This is a genomic window from Longispora sp. NPDC051575, from assembly GCF_040681875.1.
Taxonomy (GTDB): domain Bacteria; phylum Actinomycetota; class Actinomycetes; order Mycobacteriales; family Micromonosporaceae; genus Longispora.
On sequence record NZ_JBFAZP010000005.1, the window covers coordinates 663165 to 688142 of the forward strand.

General features: G+C 72.0%; 24 protein-coding genes, 1 tRNA gene and 1 pseudogene. 19 read left to right on the forward strand and 7 right to left on the reverse strand.

Annotated features, from left to right (window positions below; genetic code table 11):
- Positions 1 to 24: 24 nt before the first annotated feature.
- Together AB0M43_RS17415 and AB0M43_RS17420 are read left to right on the forward strand one after the other, a co-directional pair.
- A complete protein-coding gene (locus tag AB0M43_RS17415; protein WP_363725678.1) occupies positions 25 to 1074 on the forward strand; it encodes an LCP family protein in 1050 nt (349 codons plus the stop codon).
- A gap of 9 nt (positions 1075 to 1083) precedes the next feature.
- Positions 1084 to 2667 (forward strand): DUF885 domain-containing protein, encoded by a 1584-nt coding sequence (locus AB0M43_RS17420; protein ID WP_363725680.1) that lies wholly within the window; start codon positions 1084 to 1086, stop codon positions 2665 to 2667.
- A gap of 102 nt (positions 2668 to 2769) precedes the next feature.
- Here the strand turns inward: AB0M43_RS17420 and nudC are convergent, their stop codons facing one another.
- Together nudC and AB0M43_RS17430 are read right to left on the reverse strand one after the other, a co-directional pair.
- Positions 2770 to 3549 (reverse strand): NAD(+) diphosphatase, encoded by a 780-nt coding sequence (nudC, locus tag AB0M43_RS17425; RefSeq protein ID WP_363725682.1) that lies wholly within the window; start codon positions 3547 to 3549, stop codon positions 2770 to 2772.
- Entirely contained in the window at positions 3546 to 4130 is a 585-nt protein-coding gene (locus AB0M43_RS17430; RefSeq protein WP_363725684.1) for a hypothetical protein, read from the reverse strand. The genes nudC and AB0M43_RS17430 overlap by 4 nt, the downstream gene beginning before the upstream one ends.
- 133 nt (positions 4131 to 4263) lie before the next feature.
- On the opposite strand from AB0M43_RS17430, the gene eno reads away from it, so the two are divergent.
- The 4 genes and pseudogenes from eno to AB0M43_RS17450 all read left to right on the forward strand — a co-directional run bounded on the left by eno (position 4264) and on the right by AB0M43_RS17450 (position 7625).
- Positions 4264 to 5541: a phosphopyruvate hydratase gene (eno, locus tag AB0M43_RS17435; protein WP_363725686.1), complete on the forward strand. Its 1278-nt coding sequence runs from the start codon at positions 4264 to 4266 to the stop codon at positions 5539 to 5541.
- A gap of 80 nt (positions 5542 to 5621) precedes the next feature.
- Complete coding sequence (locus AB0M43_RS17440) at positions 5622 to 6128, forward strand: septum formation initiator family protein (RefSeq protein ID WP_363725688.1); 507 nt, start codon at positions 5622 to 5624, stop codon at positions 6126 to 6128.
- A gap of 4 nt (positions 6129 to 6132) precedes the next feature.
- Positions 6133 to 6609: pseudogene (locus tag AB0M43_RS17445) on the forward strand (DUF501 domain-containing protein); the annotation flags it as partial.
- Positions 6610 to 6713: 104 nt separating this feature from the next.
- Entirely contained in the window at positions 6714 to 7625 is a 912-nt protein-coding gene (locus AB0M43_RS17450; RefSeq protein ID WP_363725690.1) for a Ppx/GppA phosphatase family protein, read from the forward strand.
- 8 nt (positions 7626 to 7633) lie between these two features.
- Here the strand turns inward: AB0M43_RS17450 and AB0M43_RS17455 are convergent, their stop codons facing one another.
- Positions 7634 to 8089: an NUDIX hydrolase gene (locus AB0M43_RS17455; protein WP_363725692.1), complete on the reverse strand. Its 456-nt coding sequence runs from the start codon at positions 8087 to 8089 to the stop codon at positions 7634 to 7636.
- Between the two features lie 78 nt (positions 8090 to 8167).
- Between AB0M43_RS17455 and AB0M43_RS17460 the strand changes: the two genes are divergently transcribed.
- The 8 genes from AB0M43_RS17460 to AB0M43_RS17495 all read left to right on the forward strand — a co-directional run bounded on the left by AB0M43_RS17460 (position 8168) and on the right by AB0M43_RS17495 (position 15183).
- Complete coding sequence (locus tag AB0M43_RS17460) at positions 8168 to 8875, forward strand: DUF4129 domain-containing protein (protein ID WP_363725694.1); 708 nt, start codon at positions 8168 to 8170, stop codon at positions 8873 to 8875.
- Positions 8872 to 9441 carry a hypothetical protein gene (locus tag AB0M43_RS17465; protein WP_363725696.1) on the forward strand — a complete coding sequence of 190 codons (570 nt, stop codon included), beginning with the start codon at positions 8872 to 8874 and terminating at the stop codon, positions 9439 to 9441. Before AB0M43_RS17460 ends, AB0M43_RS17465 begins: the two co-directional genes overlap by 4 nt.
- Positions 9438 to 10457, forward strand: coding sequence for a MoxR family ATPase (locus tag AB0M43_RS17470; protein WP_363725698.1), 1020 nt, complete (start codon positions 9438 to 9440; stop codon positions 10455 to 10457). Before AB0M43_RS17465 ends, AB0M43_RS17470 begins: the two co-directional genes overlap by 4 nt.
- Positions 10448 to 11791, forward strand: a complete 1344-nt coding sequence (locus tag AB0M43_RS17475; RefSeq protein WP_363725700.1) for a DUF58 domain-containing protein — start codon at positions 10448 to 10450, stop codon at positions 11789 to 11791. Before AB0M43_RS17470 ends, AB0M43_RS17475 begins: the two co-directional genes overlap by 10 nt.
- Before the next feature lie 97 nt (positions 11792 to 11888).
- On the forward strand, positions 11889 to 12455 hold the full coding sequence (locus AB0M43_RS17480; protein WP_363725702.1) for a hypothetical protein: 567 nt from the start codon (positions 11889 to 11891) through the stop codon (positions 12453 to 12455).
- A 4-nt stretch (positions 12456 to 12459) separates the two neighbouring features.
- Complete coding sequence (locus tag AB0M43_RS17485; protein ID WP_363725704.1) at positions 12460 to 13779, forward strand: NAD(P)/FAD-dependent oxidoreductase; 1320 nt, start codon at positions 12460 to 12462, stop codon at positions 13777 to 13779.
- Positions 13780 to 14086: 307 nt separating this feature from the next.
- Positions 14087 to 14983: a helix-turn-helix transcriptional regulator gene (locus AB0M43_RS17490; protein WP_363725706.1), complete on the forward strand. Its 897-nt coding sequence runs from the start codon at positions 14087 to 14089 to the stop codon at positions 14981 to 14983.
- An 11-nt stretch (positions 14984 to 14994) separates the two neighbouring features.
- Positions 14995 to 15183, forward strand: a complete 189-nt coding sequence (locus AB0M43_RS17495) for a DUF397 domain-containing protein (protein ID WP_363725792.1) — start codon at positions 14995 to 14997, stop codon at positions 15181 to 15183.
- Positions 15184 to 15244: 61 nt separating this feature from the next.
- Here the strand turns inward: AB0M43_RS17495 and AB0M43_RS17500 are convergent, their stop codons facing one another.
- Both AB0M43_RS17500 and AB0M43_RS17505 read right to left on the reverse strand, forming a co-directional pair.
- On the reverse strand, positions 15245 to 16642 hold the full coding sequence (locus tag AB0M43_RS17500) for an aminopeptidase P family protein (RefSeq protein WP_363725708.1): 1398 nt from the start codon (positions 16640 to 16642) through the stop codon (positions 15245 to 15247).
- Positions 16639 to 18339 (reverse strand): hypothetical protein, encoded by a 1701-nt coding sequence (locus tag AB0M43_RS17505; RefSeq protein WP_363725710.1) that lies wholly within the window; start codon positions 18337 to 18339, stop codon positions 16639 to 16641. Before AB0M43_RS17505 ends, AB0M43_RS17500 begins: the two co-directional genes overlap by 4 nt.
- A 92-nt stretch (positions 18340 to 18431) precedes the next feature.
- Between AB0M43_RS17505 and AB0M43_RS17510 the strand changes: the two genes are divergently transcribed.
- From AB0M43_RS17510 to AB0M43_RS17525, 4 genes are all read left to right on the forward strand, one after another.
- Positions 18432 to 18512 (forward strand) — tRNA-Leu (locus tag AB0M43_RS17510).
- A gap of 55 nt (positions 18513 to 18567) precedes the next feature.
- On the forward strand, positions 18568 to 19377 hold the full coding sequence (locus AB0M43_RS17515; RefSeq protein WP_363725712.1) for a Bax inhibitor-1/YccA family protein: 810 nt from the start codon (positions 18568 to 18570) through the stop codon (positions 19375 to 19377).
- 73 nt (positions 19378 to 19450) lie between these two features.
- Positions 19451 to 20695: an acetyl-CoA C-acetyltransferase gene (locus tag AB0M43_RS17520; RefSeq protein WP_363725714.1), complete on the forward strand. Its 1245-nt coding sequence runs from the start codon at positions 19451 to 19453 to the stop codon at positions 20693 to 20695.
- Between the two features lie 80 nt (positions 20696 to 20775).
- Complete coding sequence (locus tag AB0M43_RS17525) at positions 20776 to 21132, forward strand: hypothetical protein (RefSeq protein ID WP_363725716.1); 357 nt, start codon at positions 20776 to 20778, stop codon at positions 21130 to 21132.
- Between the two features lie 242 nt (positions 21133 to 21374).
- Here the strand turns inward: AB0M43_RS17525 and AB0M43_RS17530 are convergent, their stop codons facing one another.
- Positions 21375 to 22148 carry an SGNH/GDSL hydrolase family protein gene (locus tag AB0M43_RS17530; RefSeq protein WP_363725717.1) on the reverse strand — a complete coding sequence of 258 codons (774 nt, stop codon included), beginning with the start codon at positions 22146 to 22148 and terminating at the stop codon, positions 21375 to 21377.
- Positions 22149 to 22676: 528 nt separating this feature from the next.
- Entirely contained in the window at positions 22677 to 23438 is a 762-nt protein-coding gene (locus AB0M43_RS17535) for an SGNH/GDSL hydrolase family protein (RefSeq protein ID WP_363725719.1), read from the reverse strand.
- A 139-nt stretch (positions 23439 to 23577) separates the two neighbouring features.
- Between AB0M43_RS17535 and AB0M43_RS17540 the strand changes: the two genes are divergently transcribed.
- Positions 23578 to 24942 carry a cystathionine beta-synthase gene (locus AB0M43_RS17540; RefSeq protein WP_363725721.1) on the forward strand — a complete coding sequence of 455 codons (1365 nt, stop codon included), beginning with the start codon at positions 23578 to 23580 and terminating at the stop codon, positions 24940 to 24942.
- Positions 24943 to 24978: the final 36 nt, after the last annotated feature.

Below are 24978 nucleotides of genomic sequence, written 5' to 3' on the forward strand. Positions count from 1 at the left end.
GGACCGGCGTGGGCCTGGACATGTGTGGTCCTCGGCAGCGTTCTCGTCCTGCTCAGCGCGGGTGCGCTCGTCATCGGCCACACCGCCCAGCGCCGGATCGAGGGCTCCGTGCACACCGCGGACCTGTTCGGCCGGCAGCCCGAGCTGACCACCGACCGCAGCGGCAAGGCCGGCATCACCGGCCCGTTGAACATCCTGCTCGTCGGCATCGACCCGCGCCCGGAGAACCCGGAGGAGGCCCCGCGCGGCGACTCCGTGCTGATCCTGCACGTCCCCCGGGAACTCGACCGGGCCTACCTGTTCTCGCTGCCCCGGGACCTGCTGCTCGACATCCCGGCGTGGGAGCGGGCCCAGTTCACCGGCAGCCGGTACGACAAGCTGACCCACGCGATGATGTACGGCAGCCGCCGGGAGGGCGCGCCCGCCGACGTGGCCAGCGGGTTCGGCCTGCTGGCCCGCACGGTCTCGGACTACACCGGGATCCGGAGCTTCGACGCCGGGGCCGTGATCAACTTCGCCGGGTTCCAGAAGGTCGTCGAGGAGCTGGGCGGCGTGGACATGTACATCGACCAGCGCGTCGAGTCGATCCACCTGACCCCGGACGGCGAACCCCGGTACCGGATCCCGGGCGACCCGCCCCGCCGGGTGTACGAGCCGGGCCAGCGCCACCTGTCCGCCTCCGAGGCCCTGGACTACGTCCGCCAGCGCTACATCGAGGGCGGCGACTACAGCCGGCAGCGCCACCAGCAGCAGTTCATCCGGGCCATGGTCAGCCAGGCGACGAGCCGGTCCGTGCTCACCAGCCCGGGGAAGCTCGACGCGGTGGTCGGCGCGGCCGGCGACGCGCTCACCTTCGACGGCCGGGGCTCCTCGATCCTCGACTTCGCCCTCGCGCTGCGCGGCATCGGCCAGGACAGAATGACGCTGATCCGACTTCCGGGGCACAACATCGGCACCGGCGGCGGCTACCAGGGCGAGGAGCTGGAACCCGTCGCGAAGGAGTTCTTCGCGGCCGTCGCCGCCGACGAGGTGGACGCGTTTCTGACCCACCATCTGGAGCTGGTGAACCGGTAGGGTCTTCGCATGCCTCAGGAATTCCCAGTCCTCGCCGGGCGGATCGTGGACGCCCTGCTGCAGTCCGACCCGGTCACCGCGTTCTACGCGGGCGACCACCGGCTCGACGACCGGCTGCCGGACTTCTCGCCCGGCGGGGTCGCCGCGCGCACCGCGATGCTGCACGACGCGGCCAACGCCCTGGCCCAGGTCGACGCCGACGTGCTCGACCCCGAGGACCTCGTCGACCACGCCCAGCTGAGCACCGCCGTCGACCGGCGGCTGTTCGACCTCACCGAGGTGCGGGTGCACGAGTGGGACCCGCTGGCGCACAACCCCGGCGTCCTGATCCACGGCCTGCTGTTCAGCGAGTTCGCGCCCGCCGCCGACCGGCTGGAGGTGCTGGCCGCGCGGCTCGGCGCCGTGCCGGACGCGCTGGCCACCGCCCGGGAGACCCTGCGGGACTGCCCGACCGTGCACCTGGAGACGGCGATCGGCCAGTTCGCCGGGGTCGCGGCCCTGGTGCGCGACGAGCTGCCGGCCTTCGCGGCCCAGGCGCCCGGGGTCGCCGTGGACAAGGCCCGCGACGACGCGCTGGCGGCGCTGGCGGAGTTCGACGGCTGGCTGCGCGCGGCCGTGCAGGAGCCCGGGCGCGACCCCCGGCTCGGCCGCCGGCTGTGGGAGGGCAAGCTCTGGTACACGCTGGACACCGAGCTCACCGCCAGCCAGCTGCTGGACCGGGCGATGACGGCGCTGGACGACGCGACCGCGCAGCTCGTGGACCTGTGCGGTGGCGTGCCCGTCCGGGAGGCCCTCGACGCCCTCGGCGCGGACCGGCCCGACAACACCACCATCCTGGAGCTGTCCCGGCGGTTCACGGCCGAGGCGACCGACTTCTGCCGCGAGCGCGACCTGGTGACCCTCGTGGACGACGCGCTCGTGATCGAGGAGATGCCGGAGTTCGCGCGCGGCGTCGCCGTGGCGTACTGCATGCCCGTCGGCGCCTTCGAGACCGCCGACCTGCCGACCACGTTCGCGATCTCGCCCGCGCCGAAGAGCTGGTCGCCGGAGCGGGTCGAGTCGTTCTACCGCGAGTACAACAACCACATGCTGCGCAACCTCGCCGTGCACGAGGCCATGCCGGGGCACTACCTCCAGCTCGCGCACAGCCGGCGGTTCCAGGGCTCCAGCGCCGCGCGGGCCCTGTGCCGGTCGGGCGTGTTCACCGAGGGCTGGGCCGTCTACACCGAGGAGCTGATGGCCGACGCCGGCTGGGGCGGGCACCCGGTGAAGCTCATGCAGCTCAAGATGCAGCTCCGGATGGCGATCAACGCGGTGCTCGACCAGCTGGTGCACTGCGAGGACCTGTCCGAGGCGGAGGGCATGGCCCTGATGCTGGAGCGGGGCTTCCAGGAGGAGGGTGAGGCGGCCGGCAAGTGGCGGCGGGCACTGCTCACGTCCACCCAGCTGTCGACCTACTTCGTCGGGTACACCGAGATGGCCTCGATCGCGGCGGCGCGCCCGGAGGGGACGTCGGTGCGGGCGTGGCACGACGCGATGCTCGGGCACGGGAGCCCGGCGCCCCGGCACCTGCGGAACCTGCTGGGCGTCTGACGCCGGACCGGACACGGTGCCGGGCGCGGGCCCGTCGGCCGCCCGGGGCCGGCCTCGTGTGCCGGGCGGGCCCGGCCTCGGATGGCGGCCGCCCGGGCCCGGTCAGGGGCGGGCGGCGTCCAACATCCAGCGGGCCAGGGAGTACTCCGGCGGCACGGCCTCCGGCAGGTCCGCCACGTCGAACCACTCGGCCGCCGTCAGCTCCACCCCGTCCACGGTCGGCTCGCCCGCCACCCATTCGGCGGTGAACCCGACGAGCAGCGTGCCCGGCCCGGACAGCGTCCACGGCTGGCTGTCGACGTAGGTCAGGTCGCCGATCTCGACGCCGACCTCCTCCCACACCTCGCGGCGGGCGGCCTCCTCCAGCGTCTCGCCGTACTCGACGTAGCCGGCGACGAGCGCCCACATGTCGCTGTGCGCGTAGGAGTGCCGGGCGAGCAGGACGCGGTCGCCGCGCCGGATCAGGACCAGGACGACGGGGCACGGGGCCATCGGGACGAGCAGGCCGCACGCGGTGCACCGGGGCCACGGGTACGGCGGTTCGTAGCCGAGTTCGGCGCGGCAGGCCCCGCAGTACCGGTGGGTGCGCCGCCACGCGACGAGCTGCTGGGCGCGGCCGGCCAGGGACAGGGTGGCCCGGTCGAGGCGCTGGGCGAGCTCTGGCCAGCGGAGGGTGGCCACGGGGCTCTCGGCGGCCCAGGCGGACAGGCCGTCGAACTCGCCGACGTAGAGCAGTTCCGCGAACGGGTCGGTGACCGTGGTGGGCATGCCGAGCCGGTCCCCGGCCACGGGCAGCAGCCAGTCGCCGACGTGCGGGGTGAGGTCGCCGACGGTGCCGGGCACGAGCCGCGCCGAGGGCGGACCGGGCGGCCGGGTGGTCACGAGGTGGCGAACGCGTCGGCGGTGACCGACTCGGCGTACCTGGTGAGAATGATGTCGATCTTCACGCCGTCGACCTCGCCCACGAACGAGCCGAGCACGCCCTGGTCGGTGACGCAGGCGTCGAGGGTCCCGATCGTCAGGCACAGCGCGTGCTGGCCGGCGATGGTCCGGTCGTGCGAGGTGAGCGCGCCCCGGTCGGTGAGCGAGGCGGAGCTGATCTGGCGCAGGGCGTCGGCCGCCGTCAGGAAGCCGGGGATGGCCACCGGGACGCCGGCCGCCGGGGTGGGGGCGGGCTTGCCGCAGGTGGTGGCCTCGCAGGTGGTGAAGCCCTCGGGCGCGATCACGATCCGACCACCGAGATGGGTGTACGCGGTCCGCAACGGCTTCTGGGCCTGCGCGACGGACACCGCCCCACCGTCGGCGACCCGGTACTCCGCCGTGTATGTCCGCTTCGTCGCCTGGTCGAGCTGGGCGGCGAACGAGTTGATCAACCTGGCCGGGTCGGTGGGGCCGGCCTCCGCCGCCCGCGTGCACCCCGCGAGGGCCACGAGCGCGAAAAGTATGGCTGCCGAACGACGCATAGACGCCACCCTTCCTGGTGCCGGGAGGCATTGCAAATCGGTTCCGCGCGGGTGGCTACCCTCAGCGATGGGTCTCACAAGGCCTGGGCCGCAGCGGCGCGGCCTCATTCGCCCGACCGGAGGAGTGACACACGTGGCCACGATTGAAGGCATCGCCGCCCGGGAGATCCTGGATTCTCGGGGCAATCCGACCGTCGAGGTAGAGGTACTTCTGGACGACGGCACGTTCTCCCGGGCAGCCGTGCCGTCCGGGGCATCGACAGGAGCGTTCGAGGCATGTGAGCTGCGTGACGGCGATACCGGTCGTTACGGTGGCAAGGGTGTCGAAAACGCCGTGGACAACGTCGCCACGATCGCCGAGGAGCTGATCGGCTTCGACGCGACCGACCAGCGCGCGATCGACCAGAAGATGCTGGACCTCGACGGCACCCCGAACAAGGCGAACCTGGGCGCGAACGCGATCCTCGGCATCTCCCTCGCGGTCGCCAAGGCCGCCGCGGACTCCGCCGGACTGCCGCTGTTCCGTTACCTGGGCGGCCCGAACGCGCACCTGCTGCCGGTCCCGATGCTGAACATCCTCAACGGCGGTTCGCACGCCGACAGCAACGTGGACGTCCAGGAGTTCATGATCGCTCCGATCGGCGCGCCGACCTTCAAGGAGGCCCTGCGCTCCGGCGTCGAGGTCTACCACGCGCTGAAGGCCGTGCTGAAGAAGAAGGGCCTGTCCACGGGCCTGGGCGACGAGGGCGGCTTCGCCCCGAACCTGCCGACGAACGCCGCCGCCCTGGACCTGATCGCGGAGGCCGTCGGCAACGCCGGCTACACGCTGGGTACGGACATCGCGCTCGCCCTGGACGTGGCGGCCACCGAGTTCCACAAGGACGGCGCGTACACGTTCGAGGGCCAGCAGAAGTCGGCCGACGACATGGCCAAGTACTACGCCGGCCTGCTCGACAGCTACCCGATCGTGTCGATCGAGGACCCGCTGGACGAGGACGACTGGGCCGGCTGGCAGGCGCTGACCACCCTGATCGGCGACCGTACCCAGCTGGTGGGCGACGACCTGTTCGTCACCAACCCGGAGCGGATCGCCCGGGGGATCGCCGAGAAGACCGCCAACGCGGTCCTCGTCAAGGTCAACCAGATCGGTTCGCTCACCGAGACGCTGGACGCCGTGGACCTGGCGCACCGGGCCGGGTTCCGCACCATGATGAGCCACCGGTCCGGCGAGACCGAGGACACCACGATCGCGGACCTGGCCGTCGCGCTCGGCTGTGGCCAGATCAAGACCGGCGCCCCGGCGCGGTCGGAGCGGGTCGCGAAGTACAACCAGCTGCTCCGGATCGAGGAGGAGCTGGACTCGGCGGCGCGTTACGCGGGCGCCTCCGCGTTCCCGCGTATGCGAGGCTAGAAGGGATACCCGTGCCCGGGATCGCGACGCGACGTGTCGGAGCGGTCCCGGGCACGGACCCCACCCCCTTGAGGAGTGTCGTGAGCCGCACCCCTGGCCGGCAGGGTCCGGGCCGTCGGACCGCCCGGTCCGGCTCCCGCCCCGCCGCGGCGCGCCGCCCGGCCGCCCCCGGAGCCGCCCAACGCACCCGGCCGCCCCGGCAGCGCAAGTTCACCGGCCGCGCGGCCATCCTGGGCATCCTGCTGGCCACCCTGGTCCTGGCGTACGCGTACCCGGTGCGCACCTATCTCACCCAGAACGCCGAGATGGCCCGCGTCGAGGACCAGTTGCAGGCGCAGCAGACCCGGATTGACAAGCTGTCCCTGCAGCGCAAGAAGTGGGACGACCCGCAGTACTTCGCACAGCAGGCCCGCGAGCGGCTCCAGCTGGTGCTGCCCGGCGACACCGCCTACCGGGTGACCGACACGGTGGCCGGGGGCGCGCCGGACGGCGACGGCTCCAACCGGGGCAAGGCGGCGAGTGAGGGCCCCTGGTACGGGAAGCTATGGTCGAGTACCAAGGCAGCCGACAAACCCAGACGAAAGTAGAAGAATGGTCAGCGAGCAGGACCTGGCGGCGGTCGCCGCGCAGCTCGGTCGCGAACCCCGGGGCACCCGGGCCGTCGCGCACCGCTGCCCGTGCGGCAACCCCGACGTCGTGGAGACGTCGCCGAGGCTCCCCGACGGCACCCCGTTCCCGACCACGTTCTACCTGACGTGCCCGAAGGCCACGGCCGGGGCGAGCACCCTGGAGTCCGAGGGGCTGATGAAGGACCAGCAGGCCCGGCTCGCCGAGGATCCGGAGCTGGCCGCGTGGTACGAGCGGGCGCACCAGGACTACCTGGCCCGCCGCGAGGCCATCGAACACGTCCCGGAGGTCGCCGGCATCTCGGCCGGCGGGATGCCCGAGCGGGTCAAGTGCCTGCACGTGCACCTCGGGCACGCGCTCGCCGCCGGGCGGGGCGTGAACCCGTTCGGGGACGAGGTCCGCGACCGGCTGGGCGAGTGGTGGGCAGCGGGCCCGTGTGTCACCGCCGCCGCCGAGTCCGCCCCGGGCACGCATCCCGCGCCCACCGCCCCCGGCACCGACGCCGCGCACCTCGCCGCCGCCGAGCGCTACCGGCACGGCCCGGCGTGACCCGCCGCGTCGCCGCGATCGACTGCGGCACCAACTCCGTCCGGCTGCTGGTCGCCGACACCGACGGCGAGACCCTGACCGCGCTGCGCCGCGAGATGCGGATCGTCCGGCTCGGCGAGGGCGTCGACCGGACCGGGCGGCTGTCCGAGGCCGCGATCGAGCGCACCCGGCTGGCCCTGCTGGAGTACGCGGCGACGATCGCCGAGCTCGGGGCCGAGCAGATCCGGATGTGCGCGACCAGCGCCTCGCGGGACGCCACCAACGCCGCCGACTTCACGGCCATGGTCCGGGCCACGATCGGGGTCGAGCCCGAGGTGGTCAGTGGCGACGAGGAGGCCCGGCTGTCGTTCACCGGCGCGGCCAGGGGGCTCGCGGCCGAGCCGCCGTTCCTGGTGGTCGACATCGGCGGCGGCTCCACCGAGTTCGTGGTCGGCAGCGGCGACGTCGAGGCCGCGATCAGCGTGGACATCGGCTGCGTCCGGATGACCGAGCGGCACCTGCACAGCGACCCGCCGGGCACCCCCGAGCTGGCCGCCGCGCTGGTGGACATCACGGCCGCCGTCGACCGGGGCCTCGCGGCCGTGGGCGGGGGCCGGGGCGCGACGCTGGTCGGCCTGGCCGGGTCCGTCACGACCGTCGCGGCGATCAGTCTCGACCTCGACGGGTACGACCCGGAGCGGCTGCACCACGCCGTCATCCCCTACGCCGAGGTCGCCCGGATCGCCGGCGAGCTCGCGGCGGCCGACCACGACGAGCGGCTTGCCATCCCGGTGATGCACCCGGGCCGGGCAGACGTGATCGTGGCCGGCGCGCTGATCCTGCGGACCATCATGGAGCGCACCGGGGCCACGTCGGTGATCACGTCGGAGTCCGACATCCTCGACGGCATCGTGTGGTCGATGGCCTGACGGGCGGGTCAGCCCGTCAGGGGCCTGCCGTGCTCCAGGTACACCGTGGTGCCCGCCGCCCGGGCGTCCAGCGCGGCGAGGACCCGGGGCAGCAGCCTGCGGCCCAGGTACCCGTCGAGGTCGTCCCGCGCGACATGGCGGTGCTCCGACAGCTCCTCCGCCTGGAGCCGCAGCACCGCACCGGCCGGCAGCTCCCCGCCGTCGAACACGAACATGACCCGGTTGCCGGTCCGGCGCTTCGGCGACCAGTCGACCACGAGCGGGCCGCGCAACGGCAGGTCCAGCCCGAGCTCCTCCCGGACCTCCCGCACGCAGCCCTCCAGCGGGCTCTCGCCCTCGTCCACGTACCCGCCCGGCAGGTCCCACCCGGACTTGTACGTCGGCTTCACGAGCAGCACCCGCCCGTCGGCGTCGCTGATCAGTGCGCCGGCGGCCAACAGAGCCTGAGCGGGTTCGATCTCCACGACACGAGACAGTACAGAGCGCAACTTGTTACGGCGCCGTGCCTCACTCTCCTGGCGGGGTGGGCTTAGGGTGACCACGTGGACATCGCGCGGTGGCTCTGGCGCTGGGGGCCGCTGGTGGTCGTGGTCGCGTTGCTCGGCGCGGTGGCGGCAGCAGCGGCCCGTACGGGTGTGCAGGCGACGAAGCTGCCCCCGCTGACCCGACCCTCCGCCCGCCCGTCCCACACCCCGGTCGACGACGGCACCCTCCCGCCCGACGGCAACGGGGCGGGCTCGGGCGGGGACACCGCCGGCGGCCTGCCGGACTGGGTGTGGATGACCGTGCTGGGCCTGGTCGCCGCGATCCTCGTCTCGGTCGTGGTCGCCGTGCTGTGGACGGTCGTGAAGGACAACGTCCGGATCCGGGTCCGGCCGTACACGGCGCTGAACCCGGTCGCCGCCACGCCCGAGGCGCGGGCCGAGGAGGTCCGGGCGGCGGTGCAGGCCGGGCTGGACGCGCTCGACGACCTGGGCGACCCGCGACGCGCCGTGATCGCCTGCTGGCTGGGCCTGGAGGCCGCCGCCGCCGAGGTGGGCACGATCCGGCAGACCGGGGACACCCCCACGGAACTGGTGGGCCGGCTCCTCGCCGAGCACCACGTGACCGGCGGCGTACTGGGCGACTTCGTGGAGCTGTACCGGCTGGCCCGCTACGCCCCGCACGTCGTCGACGAGGACATGCGGCTGCGCGCCCGGGCCGCCCTCGCCCAGCTGCACGACGAGCTGAGCCGGGAGGTGGCGGCGTGAGCGTCGGCATCGACGACCTGTTCAGTTCGGAGCCGGAGCCCGCGCCGGTCCGCCGACGGAAGGCCCGCCTGACCCCGCTGGGGGCCGCGCTGCGGGTCGTACTCGTCACGGCGGTCCTCTCGGGGTTCTCCTGGCTGGTGATCGCCTCGACGGGCTTCACGCTGCCGTACCCGCTGCTGTTCGTGTTCCTCCTGGCCATCGTGGTCAGCTGGCGGCTGGCCGGCGCGCTGCGCCCGGCCCCGTTCCCGAGGTACCGGCCGACGCCGCACGGCGAGTCGGGCTTCCGGACCGTGGACAAGCCCTTCGCCGACGCCAAGCGCTGGGTGGACCGCCTCGACTGGGTGCGCGGCGACGGCGAACAGTTCAACCGGGCCCTGCTGCCGGCGTTCGCGGCGCTGGCCGACGAGCGGCTGCGGCTGCGGCACGGCATCACCCGGGCCACCCACCCGGCGCGGGCCGACGAACTGCTCGGCCCGCGACTAGTCGACTTCCTGGACTCCCCGAAGCGGCGGGCACCGGGCCACGCTCAGCTGTCGGAGCTGGTGAAACTGTTGGAGGAGCTATGAACCTGCCCCCGCACGAGGTCAGCCGGCTGGCCAAGGCTGTCCTGGACCGGGTCGGCACGGTGGTCGTCGGCAAGCGCGACTCGCTGGAGCTGGTGCTGGCCGGCATCCTGGCCGGCGGGCACGTGCTGCTGGAGGACCTGCCGGGGCTGGGCAAGACGCTCACGGCCCGGACGATGGCGCAGGCGCTGGGCATCGAGTTCCGCCGGCTCCAGTTCACCCCGGACCTGCTGCCCGCCGACGTGACGGGCTCCTTCCTGTACGACCAGCGGACCCACGACTTCACGTTCCGCCCCGGCCCGGTGTTCACGAACCTGCTGCTCGCCGACGAGATCAACCGGACGCCCCCGAAGACCCAGGCGGCGCTGCTGGAGGCCATGCAGGAGAAGCAGGTGTCCGTCGAGGGCACCACGTACCGGCTGGCGGCCCCGTTCCACGTGCTGGCCACGGCGAACCCGATCGAGCACGAGGGCACGTACCCGCTCCCGGAGGCCCAGCTCGACCGGTTCATGCTCCGGGTGTCCTTCGGCTACCCGACCGCCGAGGAGGAGCTGGACGTGCTGAACCGTCGCATGGTCCGGCACCGCGAGGAGGCCGTGGTCGAGCCGGTGGTGGACGCGCCGACGCTGCTGGCGATGCAGGAGGCCATCGAGTACGTGACCGTCGAGGAGTCCATCTCCCGCTACGTCGTCGAGCTGGTCGGCGCGACCCGCTCCGACACCCGGGTGCTGGTCGGCGCTTCGCCGCGTGGCTCCCTGGCCCTGCTGCTGCTCGCCCGGGCCCGCGCTGTGCTCGCCGGCCGCGACTACGTGGTGCCCGAGGACGTCAAGGGCGTGGCCGTGGCCGCCCTGTCGCACCGGATCACCCTGCGCCCCGAGATGTGGCTGCGCCGGGTGGACCCGGAGACGGTGGTCCGCGAGGTGGTCGAGGCGGTGCCCACCCCGGCGAGCGGCGCGTTGCCGTCGTACGGGTACGCGACCGAGGAGGTGCCGGTCGGCGAGGCCCGGCAATGGCAGTAGCCCGGCTCTCCGACGACTCGGACTGGGTGCCCACCCGGGCGCTCCGCCGGGCCGTCACCATGACCACGGTGCTGCTGGTCGTCGCCGCGCTGACCAGCCGGTGGGACCTGATCGTGCTGGCCGCGCCGTTCGCGATCGGGGCGGCGGTGTCGCTGCGCAACCGGCCGCGCCAGTTGCCGGACGCGGTGGTGGGCACGAGCGCGCCGTACCTGTCGGAGGGCGGGCAGGCCGAGGTGCGGGTCAGCGTCGCCAACCCCGACCACGCGCCGTACGACCTGGCCGTGATCCGCACCGAACTGTCCCCGTGGCTGCGGGTGGCCAACGGCGACCGGCCGTTCCTGACCCCGGTGCCGGCGTTCGGCGTCGTCGACCTGGACCTGGTCGGGACCGCCGAGCGGTGGGGCCGGCTGCCGGTCGGGCCGCTGGAGGTGCACGCCGTGGCCTGCGACGCGATGTTGCAGAGCCGGCCGATCGTGGCCGAGCCGCTGCTGCTGCGGGTGTTCCCGAAGACGGAGCCGTTCAAGGCGGACGACGCGATGCCCCGGGCCGCCGGCCTGGTGGGCGCGCACCGGTCCCGGCGGTACGGCGACGGCGGCGAGCTGGCCGGCATCCGGCAGTTCTCCCCGGGGGACCGGCTGCGCCGGATCGACTGGCGCACCTCGCTGCGCACCCGGGAACTGCACGTCGCGCACACCCTGTCGGACCGCGACGCCGAGGTGGTGCTGGTCCTCGACGTGCTGCACGAGGCGGAGGCGACGACCAGACCCCGCAGGAACGGCGAGCCGGGTACCCGGGCCTCAGTGCTCGACACCACGGTCCGCGCGGCGGCGGGCATCGCCCAGCACTACCTGTCCTGTGGCGACCGGGTGTCGATGCTGGAGTACGGCGCGCGGACCCGCTGGCTGCGGCCGGGCAGCGGTCGCCGGCACCACCTGGCGGCGCTGGAGTGGCTGCTGGACGTGCACCCGGGCGGCACGGAGTACGACCCGCTGGAGGGCATGTTCAGCCGGCACCTGCGGTCCAGCAACGCGCTGTTCGTGGTGCTGACCCCGCTGCTGGAGGTCCGCAGCGCCGGCCTGCTGGCCCGGCTGGCCCGGGCGGGGCGCTCGGTGGTCGCGGTGGACACCCTGCCGGCGATGCTGCGGCCGGCCTCGTCGAGCGAGTGGGGCGACGTGGGGTACCGGATCTGGCGGCTGGAGCGGGAGAACACGATCGGCCAGCTCCTGGAGCACGGCGTGCCGGTGGTGCCCTGGGCGGGCGCCGGCAGCCTGGACCAGGTGCTGCGGGACATGTCCCAGCTGGCGGCGGCACCACGAGCGGCGGGACTGCGATGACCGCCGGCACCGGGGGCTGGGCCGCGGTGGCCGCCGGCCTCGACAGCGGGCCCGCGATGACCACCGCGCCGAGCGCGACTGCGAAGAAGGCGGCGCGATGAGCAACCTGACCGACCTGGCCCGGACGATCAGCCGGATCGCCCCCGGCCCGCTCCTGCTGCGCGCGATCGTCTTCGCGACCGGGGTGAGCGCCTTCGGGATCGCGTTGCCGGGCACGTTGCTGACCGGGCCGGTGATGATGGCCGGTTCGGTGCTGGCGGCGGTGGTCGCGCTCGCGCCGGGCGGCCCGTTCGTGACCCTGGTGCAGTTGAGCACGGCGGCGCTGTGGTTCATCGGTACGGCGATGGACGGCGGGGGCCGGTCCACGGCGGCGCTGGTGGCCGTCGCGTGTGCCCTGTATCTCCAGCATTCGGCGTGCGCGCTGGCGGCCGCGGTACCCCTCGACGCCGTGGTTCTGCCCGCAGTGCTTTTGAGGTGGTTTGCCCGAACGGTCGCGGTGATGTTGATCACGGCCGTTCTCGGGGTGGTCGTGGTCACGCTCTCCAGTGGTGTCAGCCCCAGCTCCTCACTGGTGTTTCCGCTGCTCGGCGTCGCCGGCGCGATCTTGGCGGCGGCAATATTGGCGTACCTGGCGCTACGGACCCCCCGACGCGGCGCATCATGAGGACATGGCGAAGCGGATTGTCGTAGTCGGGGCCGGCCACGTCGGCCTTTATGCAGCTCTGAGGCTGTCGCGCAAACTCAAGTCCCGCGAGGCGGAGATCATTGTCATCGATCCCCAGCCGCACATGACCTACCAGCCGTTCCTGCCCGAGGCGGCAGCCGGCAACATCTCGCCCCGGCACGCCGTCGTGCCGCTGCGCCGCATCCTCCGGAACAAGTGCACGGTGATCACCGGCCTGGTGACCTCCGTGTCCCACAAGACCAAGACCCTCACCATCCAGCCCCTCGTCGGGCCGGAGTGGGAGACCGGGTTCGACCACATCATCGTGGCCCCCGGGTCGGTGTCCCGGACCCTGCCGATCCCGGGCCTGAAAGAGAACGCGATCGGCTTCAAGACGATCGGTGAGGCGATCTACCTGCGCAACCAGGTCCTCGCCCAGCTCGACATCGCGGCCAGCACCGCGGACCTCGCCACCCGGCGGCGCGCGCTCACCTTCGTCTTCGTCGGCGGCGGCTTCGCCGGCATCGAGGCCCTCGCCGAGATGGCCGACATGGTCGACGACGGCCTGCGCTACTACCCCGAGCTGGAGCGCAAGGACCTCCGATGGGTACTCGTCGAGGCGTCCGAGAAGATCCTCCCCGAGGTCGGCCTGGAACTCGGCGCGTACACCGCCGTGCAGCTCGTCGAGCGCGGCATGGACGTGCGCCTGTCCACCAGGCTGGAGTCCTGCGTCGACGGCAAGGTCGTGCTCTCCGACGGCGAGACCTTCGAGTCCGACACGATCGTGTGGACGGCCGGCGTCAAGCCGCACCCGATGCTCGACTCCACCGACCTGCCCCGCGACGAGCGCAAGCGGGTCACCTGCGACGCGTACCTGCGGGTCGTCGACGGGGACACGCCCCTCGACGGGGTGTGGAGCGCCGGCGACTGCGCCCGGGTGCCCGACCTGTCGATGGCCGAGACCGAGCCGGGCGCGACCTGCGCGCCGAACGCCCAGCACGCGGTCCGGCAGGCCACCCAGCTGGCCGACAACATCACGGCGGTCGTCCGGGGGCGCGAGCCGAAGGAGTACCGGCACAAGTACGCCGGGTCCGTCGCGAGCCTCGGGCTGCACAAGGGTGTCGCGTACCTGTTCGGATTCAAGATCCGCGGGGTGGCGGCCTGGTGGGTGCACCGCACCTACCACATGAGCCGGATCCCGAGCCTGAACCGCAAGGTCCGGGTGGTCGCGGACTGGACCCTGGCGCTGTTCCTCAAGCGCGAGGTCATCGCGCTCGGCCAGCTCCAGGCGCCGAAGCACGAGTGGCGCGAGGACTCGTTCTAGACCCCTTTTTCCGGGTACTGGTGGGCCCCGGTCGTCGCGCGACGACCGGGGCCCTTCCGTGTCCCGGGCCGGGCGCTTTCGGTGTCCCTGAGTCGCGCGACGGTGGCCCTACCTCGCTCGTTCGCGCAGCTCTGGCGATCGAACCCTATGACTCCCGGGTGCTGGTTTGCGCCGATGTGGGCCGTAGAATTCTCGGCTGATTCGGAAGAACCCACTGTTTCGTTCCGCAACCAGACAGGAAGGCCGTCGGGTTACGTCGGCGTCTATTCTGGAACACGGACGCCGGCCCGGTGAGGAGCCGCAGCACATGATGAGTACGACGCCGGAGGGCTCGGGAAGCACCGTGCCCCGCCGCCAGCTCGGCCGCCGCCTGCGCGCCCTGCGCACCGAGCGGGGCCTGCGCGCGGACGAGGTCGCCACCGCGATCGACCTGTCCCGCCAGTCCCTGTGGCGCATGGAGACCGGCGATTCCAGCGTGAAGTACGGCAGGTCGCACATCGAGGCCCTCTGCCGCCTCTACAAGGTGGACGACGCGACCCGCGAGGGTCTGGTCTCGCTGGCAGCCGAAACCAAGAGTAAGGGCTGGTGGAACGCGTATACCGACGTGATGCCGAATGGCTTCGACGTCTACCTGGACCTGGAGGCGGCGGCGTCGAGCCTGTGTTGGTATGAGTCAGTCCTGGTTCCGGGACTTCTCCAGACTCCCGGCTACGCCGAACAGATTCTCTCGACGGTGTCCGGCCGGACAAAGCAGGAGGTTGACCGACGGGTCGAGCTGCGCATGGCGCGGCAGAAGATCATGTCGCGGGCTGAGCCTCGTGCTCCGAAGGTTGAGGTGCGCCTTGACGAGGCGGTTCTCCGGCGGCCGGTTGGGGGCGTCAAGGTCATGGCGGCCCAACTGCGGCACCTCAACGAGATCGCATACCTGCCGAACGTGACGATCAGGGTGGTCCCTTTCGGATTCGGCCTCTATCAGGGAATCAACTCGGGGCCATTCACGATCCTTGGCTTCCCGCAGAGGATGAGCTTGCACGATGAACCATCGACGGTCTATGTCCCCGGCTACACGGGAGAGCTGTATCTTGATCTCCCGATGGAGATCGCTAGCTTCGCCGAAGCGTTCGACGACATCAGCGATCGCGCGCTCAACGAGCGTGACTCGCGGAACCTCATCGCTCGACTAGCGGAGGAGTTTGAGACGTGACGAAAGGCGATCTGACGGGTGGAGTGTGGCGGAAACCTAGTCGCAGCAACCAAAGTGGTCAGTGCGTCGAGGTAGCGCAGGTGCCCGGCCTGACCGGTGTCCGCGACAGCAAGGATGCCGCCGGCCCGGTGCTCGCGTTCGCCCCGGCCGACTGGCGCGCGTTCACCTCGGCCCTGCGCAGGGGCACGATCGAGGCTTAGACCGGCGCACGCCGTCGAGCCTGATGCCGGCCGCCCACGCGCGTGAGCGGCCGGCACCGGTTCAGCGGACCAGGTTCGCCATCCAGGACTCCACATCGGACGCCGAGCGCGGCAGCTGGTCGCTCAGCATCTCGTACCCGTCGGGGGTGATTGCCAGGTCTTCCTCGATCCGGAAGCCCATGCCCCGCAGCTCGGCCGGGATCAGCAGGTCGTCGGGCTGGAAGTAGATGCCCGGCTCGACGGTGAGCACGTGGCCCACCTCCAGCTTCCCGTCCAGGTACTTCGAGGCCCGGGAGCGCGCGCAGTCGTGCACGTCGAGGCCGAGCATGTGCCCGGAGCCGCACAGCGTCCAGCGGCGGTAGATCGTGGACTCGGGGTCCAGGGCCTGCTCGGCGGACACCGGGAGCACGCCCAGGTCCTCCAGGCCGTGCGCCATCACCTTCATGGCGGCCCGGTGGAAGTCGCGGTAGTCGGCGCCGGGGCGGAGTTCGCCGAGGGCGGCGTCGTTGGCGCGGCGGGACAGTTCGTAGACGTCGCGCTGGAGGGGGGTGAAGCGGCCGGAGATCGGGAAGACCCGGGTCACGTCGGCGGTGTAGAGGGAGCGCAGTTCCACCCCGGCGTCGAGGAGCAGCAGGTCGCCGTCGAGGATCGGGCCGTTGTTCTCGATCCAGTGCAGGGTGGTGGCGTGCGAGCCGGCGGCCACGATCGACTGGTAGCCGACGTCGTTGCCCTCGGTGCGGGCCCGCCGCCAGAAGGTGCCCTCCAGGTAGCGTTCGCCGCCGCCGGACTTGGCGAACTCCAGGGCGCGGACCACGTCCTCGAAGCCCCGGGCGGTGGACTCGCAGGCGCGGCGGAGCTCGGCGATCTCCCACTCGTCCTTGACCAGGCGGAGTTCGGCGAGGACGGCCGCGAGTTCGAGGTCGCGGGTGCCGTCGCCGATCGCGGGCACCAGGTGGTCGATGGTGTGGTCGACGCCGCGCAGGACCCGGGCCGGGCCGGTGAGGACCAGCTCGTCGATGTGCCGGGTCTCGACGCCGAGGGTGGTGGCGGACTCGCGCAGGGTGGGGCGGCGGCCGGCCCACAGCTCGCCGTAGCGGCGGTCGGTGAAGAACTCGCCGTCGGAGCGGTTGGAGCGCGGGCGCAGGTAGAGGGTGCCCTCGCCGGACGGTTCGAGCACGTAGACGCCGTCGGAGGTCTGGTCGCCGGTCAGCCACACGTAGGCCGAGTGCGGGCGGAACCGGTGGTCCTGGTCGTTGGAGCGGGCGATCATCCGGCCGGCAGGCACGATCACCCGCTCGCCGGGGAAGGCCGCCGCGAGCCGCTTGCGCCGGGCCTCGGCCCAGGGCGCCTGCTCGTCGGCCTCCGGGGACCGCTCGCTGTCCGCCCAGCCGATTTTCATGAACTCGGTCAGGGCCTCGGTTACCGGCCAGTCGTGACTACCGGTGACGAAATCACTCACGGTTGTACCCTCCACACCCAGACATCGGCGACGCGCTCACCGGGGCCGTACAGCAGGTCCAGTGTCGCCTTCAGCTCGTCGCGATGCACTGTTGGCCCGAGAGTAATACATGATGCATTCCAATGCCCAGCGTCGGCCCGGGCCTGCCGGCGCCCCTCCTCGGTGATCTCCGGCACCGTGCCGGACTTGCGCACCTCGGCGAGCAGGCCGGCGGTCGGTTGCGAGTACACCCCGATGCTGGCGTTGCCGTTCCCGCCGTACGGGCCGATGAAGAAGCCCTCCGGCACCCCGAACGCCGCGTCGGCCGCCGCCGCCCAGCGCAGCGACTCCGGGTCGGTCGGCGTCGGCAGCGGCACCGGGACGAGCACCCCGCCGGTCGGCACGCACGTCCGCCAGTGCCCGGCGGTGAAGAACACGGGCACCGCCGGCCGGCGCACCGTCTCCAGGGGGAGCGGCGCGATCGGCACCAGGGCGATCGCGGCGGCGGCCGGCATCACGTACCGGGCGACGCCCTCCGCCCTCAGCGCCGCGTCGATGGTCAGCGCCAGCACCGCCGCGATGAGGGGCAACAGGTTCAGCGCGAACCGGCTCGGCAGCGCCCCGTCGATCACCGGCAGGCCGTGCAGCAGCTTGTACAGCGCGGGGAAGCCCGTCGCCTCGCCGGCCACGATGACGGTCGGGCCGAGGGACAGCCAGGCCATCACCAGCCCGACGACGACGGCGGAGCGCACCACGGGATGCCGCCACAGGAACGCGACCGAGGCGGCCAGCATGATCAGCAGGGGCACGCCGAGGAAGGTGTTCATCTCCGTCGGGTTCGGGGCGAAGCTGCCGCCGTCCCCGCCGCGACCGGCCCAGGACAGCGGCGAGAACCTGGCGTAGCTGGACAGGTCGGCGGAGAAGAAGTCCGGCGAGAACGGGCCGTTCGGCACGGACTGCGGGCCGCTGAACTCGACCCACAGCGGGTAGGCCAGCAGTGCCACCGACAGGCCCGCCGCCACGCCCAGCCCGATCAGCAGGGGCCGCCACGCCCGCCTGGCCAGGGCCCGGTCGAACAGCGCGTAGGCGGCCGTGAAGAGGGCCAGGGTCAGCGCCGCGAAGAACAGCACCTCCTGGCCGCCGAAGAACTGGGCCACGATCATCAAACCGAGCGCGATCCCGGTACGCACGGGGGTCTGGGCCCGGGTGAGCCGCAGCAGACAGTACACAATGGGGGGTAAGAGCCATTGCATTGTGATATGGGTATGGCTGTTGGACTGCGACATCATCGCCGGGGCGAACCCGCACAGCCCCCCGGCCGCGGCCGCCGCCGCGCGGTGCAGCCCGAAGCCCCGGGCGAACAGCAGATACCAGCCGAACGCGGTGCCCGCCAGATTCCCCGCCACCAGCACCGCGAACGACACCGGCGCCCCGAACGCGAACGTCACCGGGGCCAGCAGCGCCCCCGCCAGCAGGTTCGTCGCGTTGGTCAGCAGGTTGATCCCGTCAGGGCTGTTCATCCGGTCGGTGACCAGGGACAGGTCGCCGAGCCAGATCCGCGAGCCCTGGGCGAGGAACCATTCGATCAGGGTCTGGTCGGCGGGGTTCACCGCCAACGCCCGGGTACTGGGATCTGACCACAACCCTGCGGTCAGAAATGCGGCAATCGCCAAATATCCCATCCCTGCCGCCACATCCAGCGGCCATCTGCGTGTCACGTAGAGCACGTTAACGGAGTAAGCGGGTACCAAGGAGGGGTCAGTTCGGGCTACCGTGGCCCCTAACGGAGCGACCTGACGGGCGCTCTCGCGCCCGGGTGGTGGAATGGCAGACACGGCCGACTTAAAATCGGCTGCCGCAAGGCGTGCGGGTTCGACCCCCGCTCCGGGCACACTCCCTGGCCAAGCCCAGCTACCCTTGGGTACATCCGGCTACCCTTAGAGGTTATGAGGCCAGAGTTGAAGAGTTCCAACGGTGCGTTGGGCCGCGTCGTCGCTGGCGCGGTCAACGATCGCAACAGTTACACCCAGCCGGGCTACCCGGCTCCGTACGGCGCGCCGGGCTACGGCGCTCCCGAGGTCCGCACGATGACCATGGACGACGTCGTCGTCCGCACGGTGATCCTCCTCGCCATCACGGGCGTGTCCGGCGCGGCCAGCTGGCTGCTCCTGCCGCCGTCGATCGGCTGGCCGGTGGCCGCGGGCGCCGCGCTGATCGGTCTCGTCGTCGGCCTGGTGATCTCGTTCAAGCAGGTCACCAACCCGATCGTGATCAGCGTCTACGCGGTGCTCCAGGGCATCTTCCTGGGCGTGTTCAGCCGGGCGTTCGAGTCGTTCTACAACGGCATCGTGCTCCAGGCGGTGATCGCGACGTTCGGCATCTTCTTCGGTATGGCCATGCTCTACAAGTTCAAGGTCATCCGGAACAGCCCGCGGTTCACCAAGGTCGTGGTCGGCGCCCTGTTCGGGCTCGTCGCGCTCATGCTGGTCAACTTCGTCGCCGGCTTCTTCACGGAGAGCGGGATCGGCATCCGGGCCGGCATGACCGGCAAGGTGAGCTGGCTGCCGATCGTGTTCAGCATCGCCGTGATCGTGGTCGGGGCGCTCAGCTTCGTCCTCGACTTCGACATGATCGAGCAGGGCATCCAGCACGGCATGCCGGAGAAGTACGCGTGGGCGATGGGCTTCGGCCTCCTCGTCGGCCTGATCTTCCTGTACATGGAGGTCCTCCGCATGATCAGCTACCTGCGGAGATAGTCAGCACAGAGTGATGGCGGGCCGTGACCTGAGTCACGGCCCGCCCTTTGTTACTAAGGGGTAACCTGTCGCCATGCCTGAAGCTGTCATCGTCGCCACCGCCCGTACGCCGATCGGCCGCGCCCACAAGGGCTCGCTGAAGGACGTCCGCCCCGACGAGCTCGCCGCCACCGCGATCCGGGCCGCCCTCGACAAGGTGCCGGAGCTCGACCCGAACACCATCGACGACCTGTACCTCGGCTGCGGCCTACCCGGCGGCGAGGCCGGCTTCAACATGGGACGCGTCGTCTCGATCCTCCTCGGGTACGACAACCTGCCCGCCGCCACCCTCACCCGGTACTGCGCCTCCTCGCTGCAGACCACCCGGATGGCGCTGCACGCGATCAGGGCCGGCGAGGGCGACGTGTTCATCTCGGCCGGCGTCGAGGCCGTGTCCCGCTACGCGCGCGGCAACTCCGACTGGCTCCCCGACGCGGCCTCCGCGGCCGTCGGCGGCGGCTGGCAGAACCCGAGGTTCGCCCGCGCCAAGGAGCGCTCCGACCTCGCCGCCGCCGGTGGCCAGACCTGGCACGACCCGCGCGCCGACGGCGAACTCCCCGACATCTACCTGTCGATGGGCCAGACCGCCGAGAACCTCGCCCAGCTCAAGGGCGTCACCCGGCGCGATATGGACGAGTTCGGCGTCCGCAGCCAGAACCTCGCCGAGGAAGCCATCAAGAACGGCTTCTGGGCCCGCGAGATCACCCCGGTCACCCTCGCCGACGGCACCGTGGTCAGCACTGACGACGGCCCCCGCGCCGGCGTCACCCTGGAGGCCGTCGAGGGGCTCAAGCCCGTCTTCCGCCCCGACGGCCGGATCACCGCCGGCAACTGCTGCCCGCTGAACGACGGCGCGGCGGCCGTGGTCGTCATGAGCGACGTCCGCGCCCGGGAGCTGGGGCTCACCCCGCTCGCCCGGATCGTGTCCACCGGCGTCACCGGCCTGTCCCCGGAGATCATGGGCCTCGGGCCGGTCGAGGCCACCCGGCAGGCGCTCGCGCGGGCCGGCATGACGGTGTCCGACGTCGACCTGTTCGAGATCAACGAGGCGTTCGCGGCCCAGGTCATCCCGTCGTACCGCGATCTGGGCATCCCGATCGAGAAGCTCAACGTGCAGGGCGGGGCCATCGCGGTCGGGCACCCGTTCGGCATGACCGGGGCGCGGATCACCGGCACCCTGCTCAACTCGCTGAACTGGCACGACAAGTCCATCGGGGTGGAGACGATGTGCGTGGGCGGCGGCCAGGGCATGGCGCTCGTCCTGGAGCGGCTCTCCTAGGTTTTTCCCAGGGCGGCCGGCGGGGAAGTCTCCCACCGGCCGCCCTTCGCCATGGGGCCGGCAGGTGCTGAGATCAGAAAATGCTTCGACGGGTACGCCGGCACCGGGCCGACGAGGACGTGTGGTTCCACTTCGAGCTGGACGACGAGGGCTGGGTGACCCGGCACGTCGAGCTGTTCGGGCCGGACCTGACCCCGCGGGTCGCCGCCTCGATGCGGGAGTGGTTCATTGAGCTTGAGGACGGCGGGATCGACAGCTACCAGCGGCGGTTCGGGGTGCTGGCCGAGGTCGTGTTGTCTCCGGCGGACCTGCTGGACTGGGAGCCGGTCGAGGCCGACGAGTTCGAAAGGTGCTGGTCGCGGGCGAGGTCCCACCTCGGCGCGGTAGCGCACCTTGACGCGGAGGGCCGGGGCCGTGGGGCTGGGCAGGCGGGCTGATGTGCGCCTTGACGCGGAGTGCCGGGGTGGTAGGGCCGGGTAGGTGGGATGCTGCGCTCCATAACGGGACGGGCGCGGCTGACCGGGCCAGCGCGGGATCGTCAGTGTCGGCCCTGCACACCTGGGTGATCGCGCCCCCACGCATGAAGCACTCGCACGCCGATGAGTGGATCCTGGGCCGGCCGAGGTCCGCGATCAGCGCTCCCGCGCTGACGTGCCGACGCGCTGATTCTGTGTCGGCCTCAGGTCCGGGGTGAGCGCTCGCTGAGGGCGGCGTCCACGGCCGGGGCCAGCACGTGCGCCCACAGGCGGTAGCCGTCCGCCGAGGGGTGGTACCCGTCCCAGCACAGGGTCCCCGGGTCCGTCCGGAACAGCACCCCGGTCTCCGCCGCCAGGTCCACGGTCACCCCGCCGGCCTCCCGCACGGCCTCGTCCTGGGCGCGGGCCAACCGCCGCCCCCGCTGGCTGACCAGGGCCCGCAGCGGCTGGGCGATGGCCCGGGCCGCGCCGAGGTCCGGACACGTGCCGACGACCACGGGCACGTCGGCGCGCCGGAGCCGGCGGACCGCCCCGCCGAGCTGGGCGGCCGCGCTGTCGATCCTGCCTGGCCGGACGGCGTCGTGCGAGCCGACCAGGATGACGGCGATGTCGGGCTGCGGGCCGAGGAGGGCGCGGGCGACCTGGGTGGCGAGTTCGGTGGAGCGGGCTCCGGCGACGGCGACGCTGGACAGTTCGACGCGGCGGCCGTCGTCGGCGAGGAGCTGGGCGAGCTGGCCGCCGACGGTGTCGCCGAACCGTTCGACGCCGACACCGGCCGCTGTGGAGTCGCCGAGCAGCACGAGGCGCAGGGGGGTGCCGGAGCGGCCGACGCTGTTGCGGAGGGCGAGGCTGAGCTGGGGGCGCGCGTACCTCCGGCTGCGGGCGATGGCCGCCTCCACCGCGACAAGGCCGACGAGGCCGGCCGCCGCGAGGCCGACGCCCCTGCCGAGCGATCCGAGCTTGGTCCTGGCGGTCACGACGGCTCCTGGGGTAAGGGGGTGGTCATCGGGGGAGTGGTCCTGGTGGGGCCGCGCGGCCGATCCGGTCCAGGCTGGTCGGGGCACCGGAGCGGGGCATCGCCATCGTCGACCTGTTCGCAACCCTGGGGCCGGGCAGTGCTGCGGTCGACCTGTTCGGAACCCGGGGGCCGGGCAGTGCTGCGTTCGACCTGAACGGGATGGCGGAGCGGGGCGGGCGTGCGGGCGAGCCGTGTCGCGCCGCCCGGCCGGCGACCTGTCCACCTCGACGCACAGCCTCCCCGGAGCCCTGCCCGCCGCGTCGGCCATGGACGTCCGCCCCCTGACCGGGAGAGCGGACTCCCACGGGCCGCAGCACGCCGCTTCCCGGGGCAACGTCGCCCGCCGAGCTGAGTCGGGGTCGGAGTTGAGCCGTGTGGCCGGGCTCGCCATGCGACCCGGTCACATGGCTTCCCGGGCCGACGTCGCCCGCCGAGCTGGGCCGGGGTCGGAGTTGGGTCGCCTGGCCGGGGCCGTGACGCGTCCCGGTCATGCCGCTTCCCGGGTCAACGTCACCCGCACGGCCGGCAGCAGGGCGTTGGCCGCCGCCGCGTACCCCGCTGCTGAGGGGTGGTATCTGTCAGCGCTGAACATCTGCTCCGGCGCGGCCAGGAACTCCGGCCCCAACAGGGCCCCGAGCTGCACCGCGTGCCCGCCGACCCCCTCGATGGCCGTGGTCTGCGCGGCGGCGAGCTGGCGGCTGAGGGTGCGGGCGACCCAGCGCAGCGGGGGCTGGATCGGCTGGATGGTGCCCAGGTCGGGGCAGGTGCCGACGACGACCTGCGCGCCGTGCTCGCGGAGGGCCTTCACGGCGGCGGTGAGCAGCGAGACGGCGGTGCCGGGCCGGACGCCGTGGGTGACGTCGTTCCCCCCGATGATCATGACCGCGAGGTCGACCGGCTCGGTGAGCGCGGCCTCGACCTGGGGCGCGAGGTGCCGGCTGTCGGCGCCGACGACGGCCAGGCAGCGGTAGTCGACGGGCTGGCCGAGGGCGGCGGCGATCATCGCGCCCGGGGTCTGGGCCGGGTGGTCGGCGCCGAGGCCCGCGGCGGAGGAGTCGCCGAGCATGACCATCCGGAGGGTGGGGCCGTCGCCGGGGTAGTGGCCGCTGCCGTCCGGCGGCGGGGCGTCGGGGAGGGGGATGACACGTTTGGCCCACTGGACCTGCCCGAACAGCACGCCCGTGAGGAGGGCGCTCGCCAGGCCGAGCCCACCGCCGCCGTATGCGGCCGCCTTCGCGAACCGGTTCATGGGGTGAGGTTATCGCGCCCAGGCGACATTTCCGGGCCGATATCGGGCGGCGCCGGGTAACCGGCATCGCGGACCCTGACCTGGGGCCACCGGTACGCTCGGGGTAACGACTACCGCCCAAGTCAGGAAGGCACGTGACGTGCAGTACTACAACAATGTTGTTGATCTGATAGGCAACACTCCGCTGGTCAAGTTGAACAGCGTGACCGCCGGGATCCAGGCGACGGTGCTCGCCAAGGTGGAGTACTTCAACCCGGGCGGCAGCGTCAAGGACCGCATCGCCAGCCGCATGATCGAGGCTGCCGAGCGGGACGGGCTGCTGAAGCCGGGTGGCACGATCGTGGAGCCGACCTCGGGCAACACCGGTGTGGGTCTGGCCCTGGTCGCGCAGACCAAGGGGTACAAGTGCGTGTTCGTCTGCCCGGACAAGGTCTCCGAGGACAAGATCAACGTGCTGCGCGCGTACGGGGCGGAGGTCGTGGTGTGTCCGACCGCCGTGGCCCCGGAGGACCCGCGCTCGTACTACAACGTGTCCAACCGCCTCGCCACCGAGATCCCGGGCGCGTGGAAGCCTGACCAGTACTCGAACGAGAACAACCCGCGCTCGCACTACGAGACGACCGGTCCGGAGCTGTGGGCCCAGACCGAGGGGCGGATCACGCACTTCGTGGCGGGCGTCGGCACCGGCGGCACGATCTCGGGCACCGGGCGCTACCTGAAGGAGCAGAACCCGAACGTCAGGGTGATCGGCGCGGACCCGGAGGGCTCGGTCTACTCGGGCGGCACCGGTCGGCCGTACCTGGTGGAGGGTGTCGGTGAGGACTTCTGGCCGACCGCCTACGACCAGAACGTCTGCGACGAGATCATCGCGGTGTCCGACAGCGACTCGTTCGACATCACCCGCCGGCTCGCCCGCGAGGAGGGCCTGCTCGTCGGCGGTTCCTGCGGCATGGCCGTGGTGGCCGCGCTGGAAGTCGCCCGCAACGCCGGCCCCGACGACGTGGTCGTGGTGCTGCTGCCCGACAACGGCCGGGGCTACCTGTCGAAGATCTTCAACGACAAGTGGATGGCGCACTACGGCTTCCTGCGCACCGGCGACGCCACGATGACGGTGGCCGACGTGCTGGCCGGCAAGGGCGGCGCGATGCCGGAGATGGTGCACACCCACCCGACCGAGACGGTGCGCGACGCGATCGACATCCTCCGCGAGTACCACATCTCGCAGATGCCGGTCGTCAAGGCCGAGCCGCCGGTCGTCACGGCGGAGGTCGTCGGTTCCGTGGTGGAGCGCGACCTGCTCGACGCCGTGTTCAGCGGCCGGGCGAGCCTGCACGACTCGATCGAGCAGCACATGTCCGCCCCGCTGCCGATGATCGGCGGCGGCGAGCCGGTCGGGGAGGCCGTGAGCCTGCTGGCGAAGGCCGACGCGGCGCTGGTCCTGATCGACGGCAAGCCGCGCGGCGTCGTCACCCGCCAGGACCTCCTGGCCCATCTGACAGACTAAAATCCCCATTTGGGTACTAGCGGTGGCGGGCTCCCG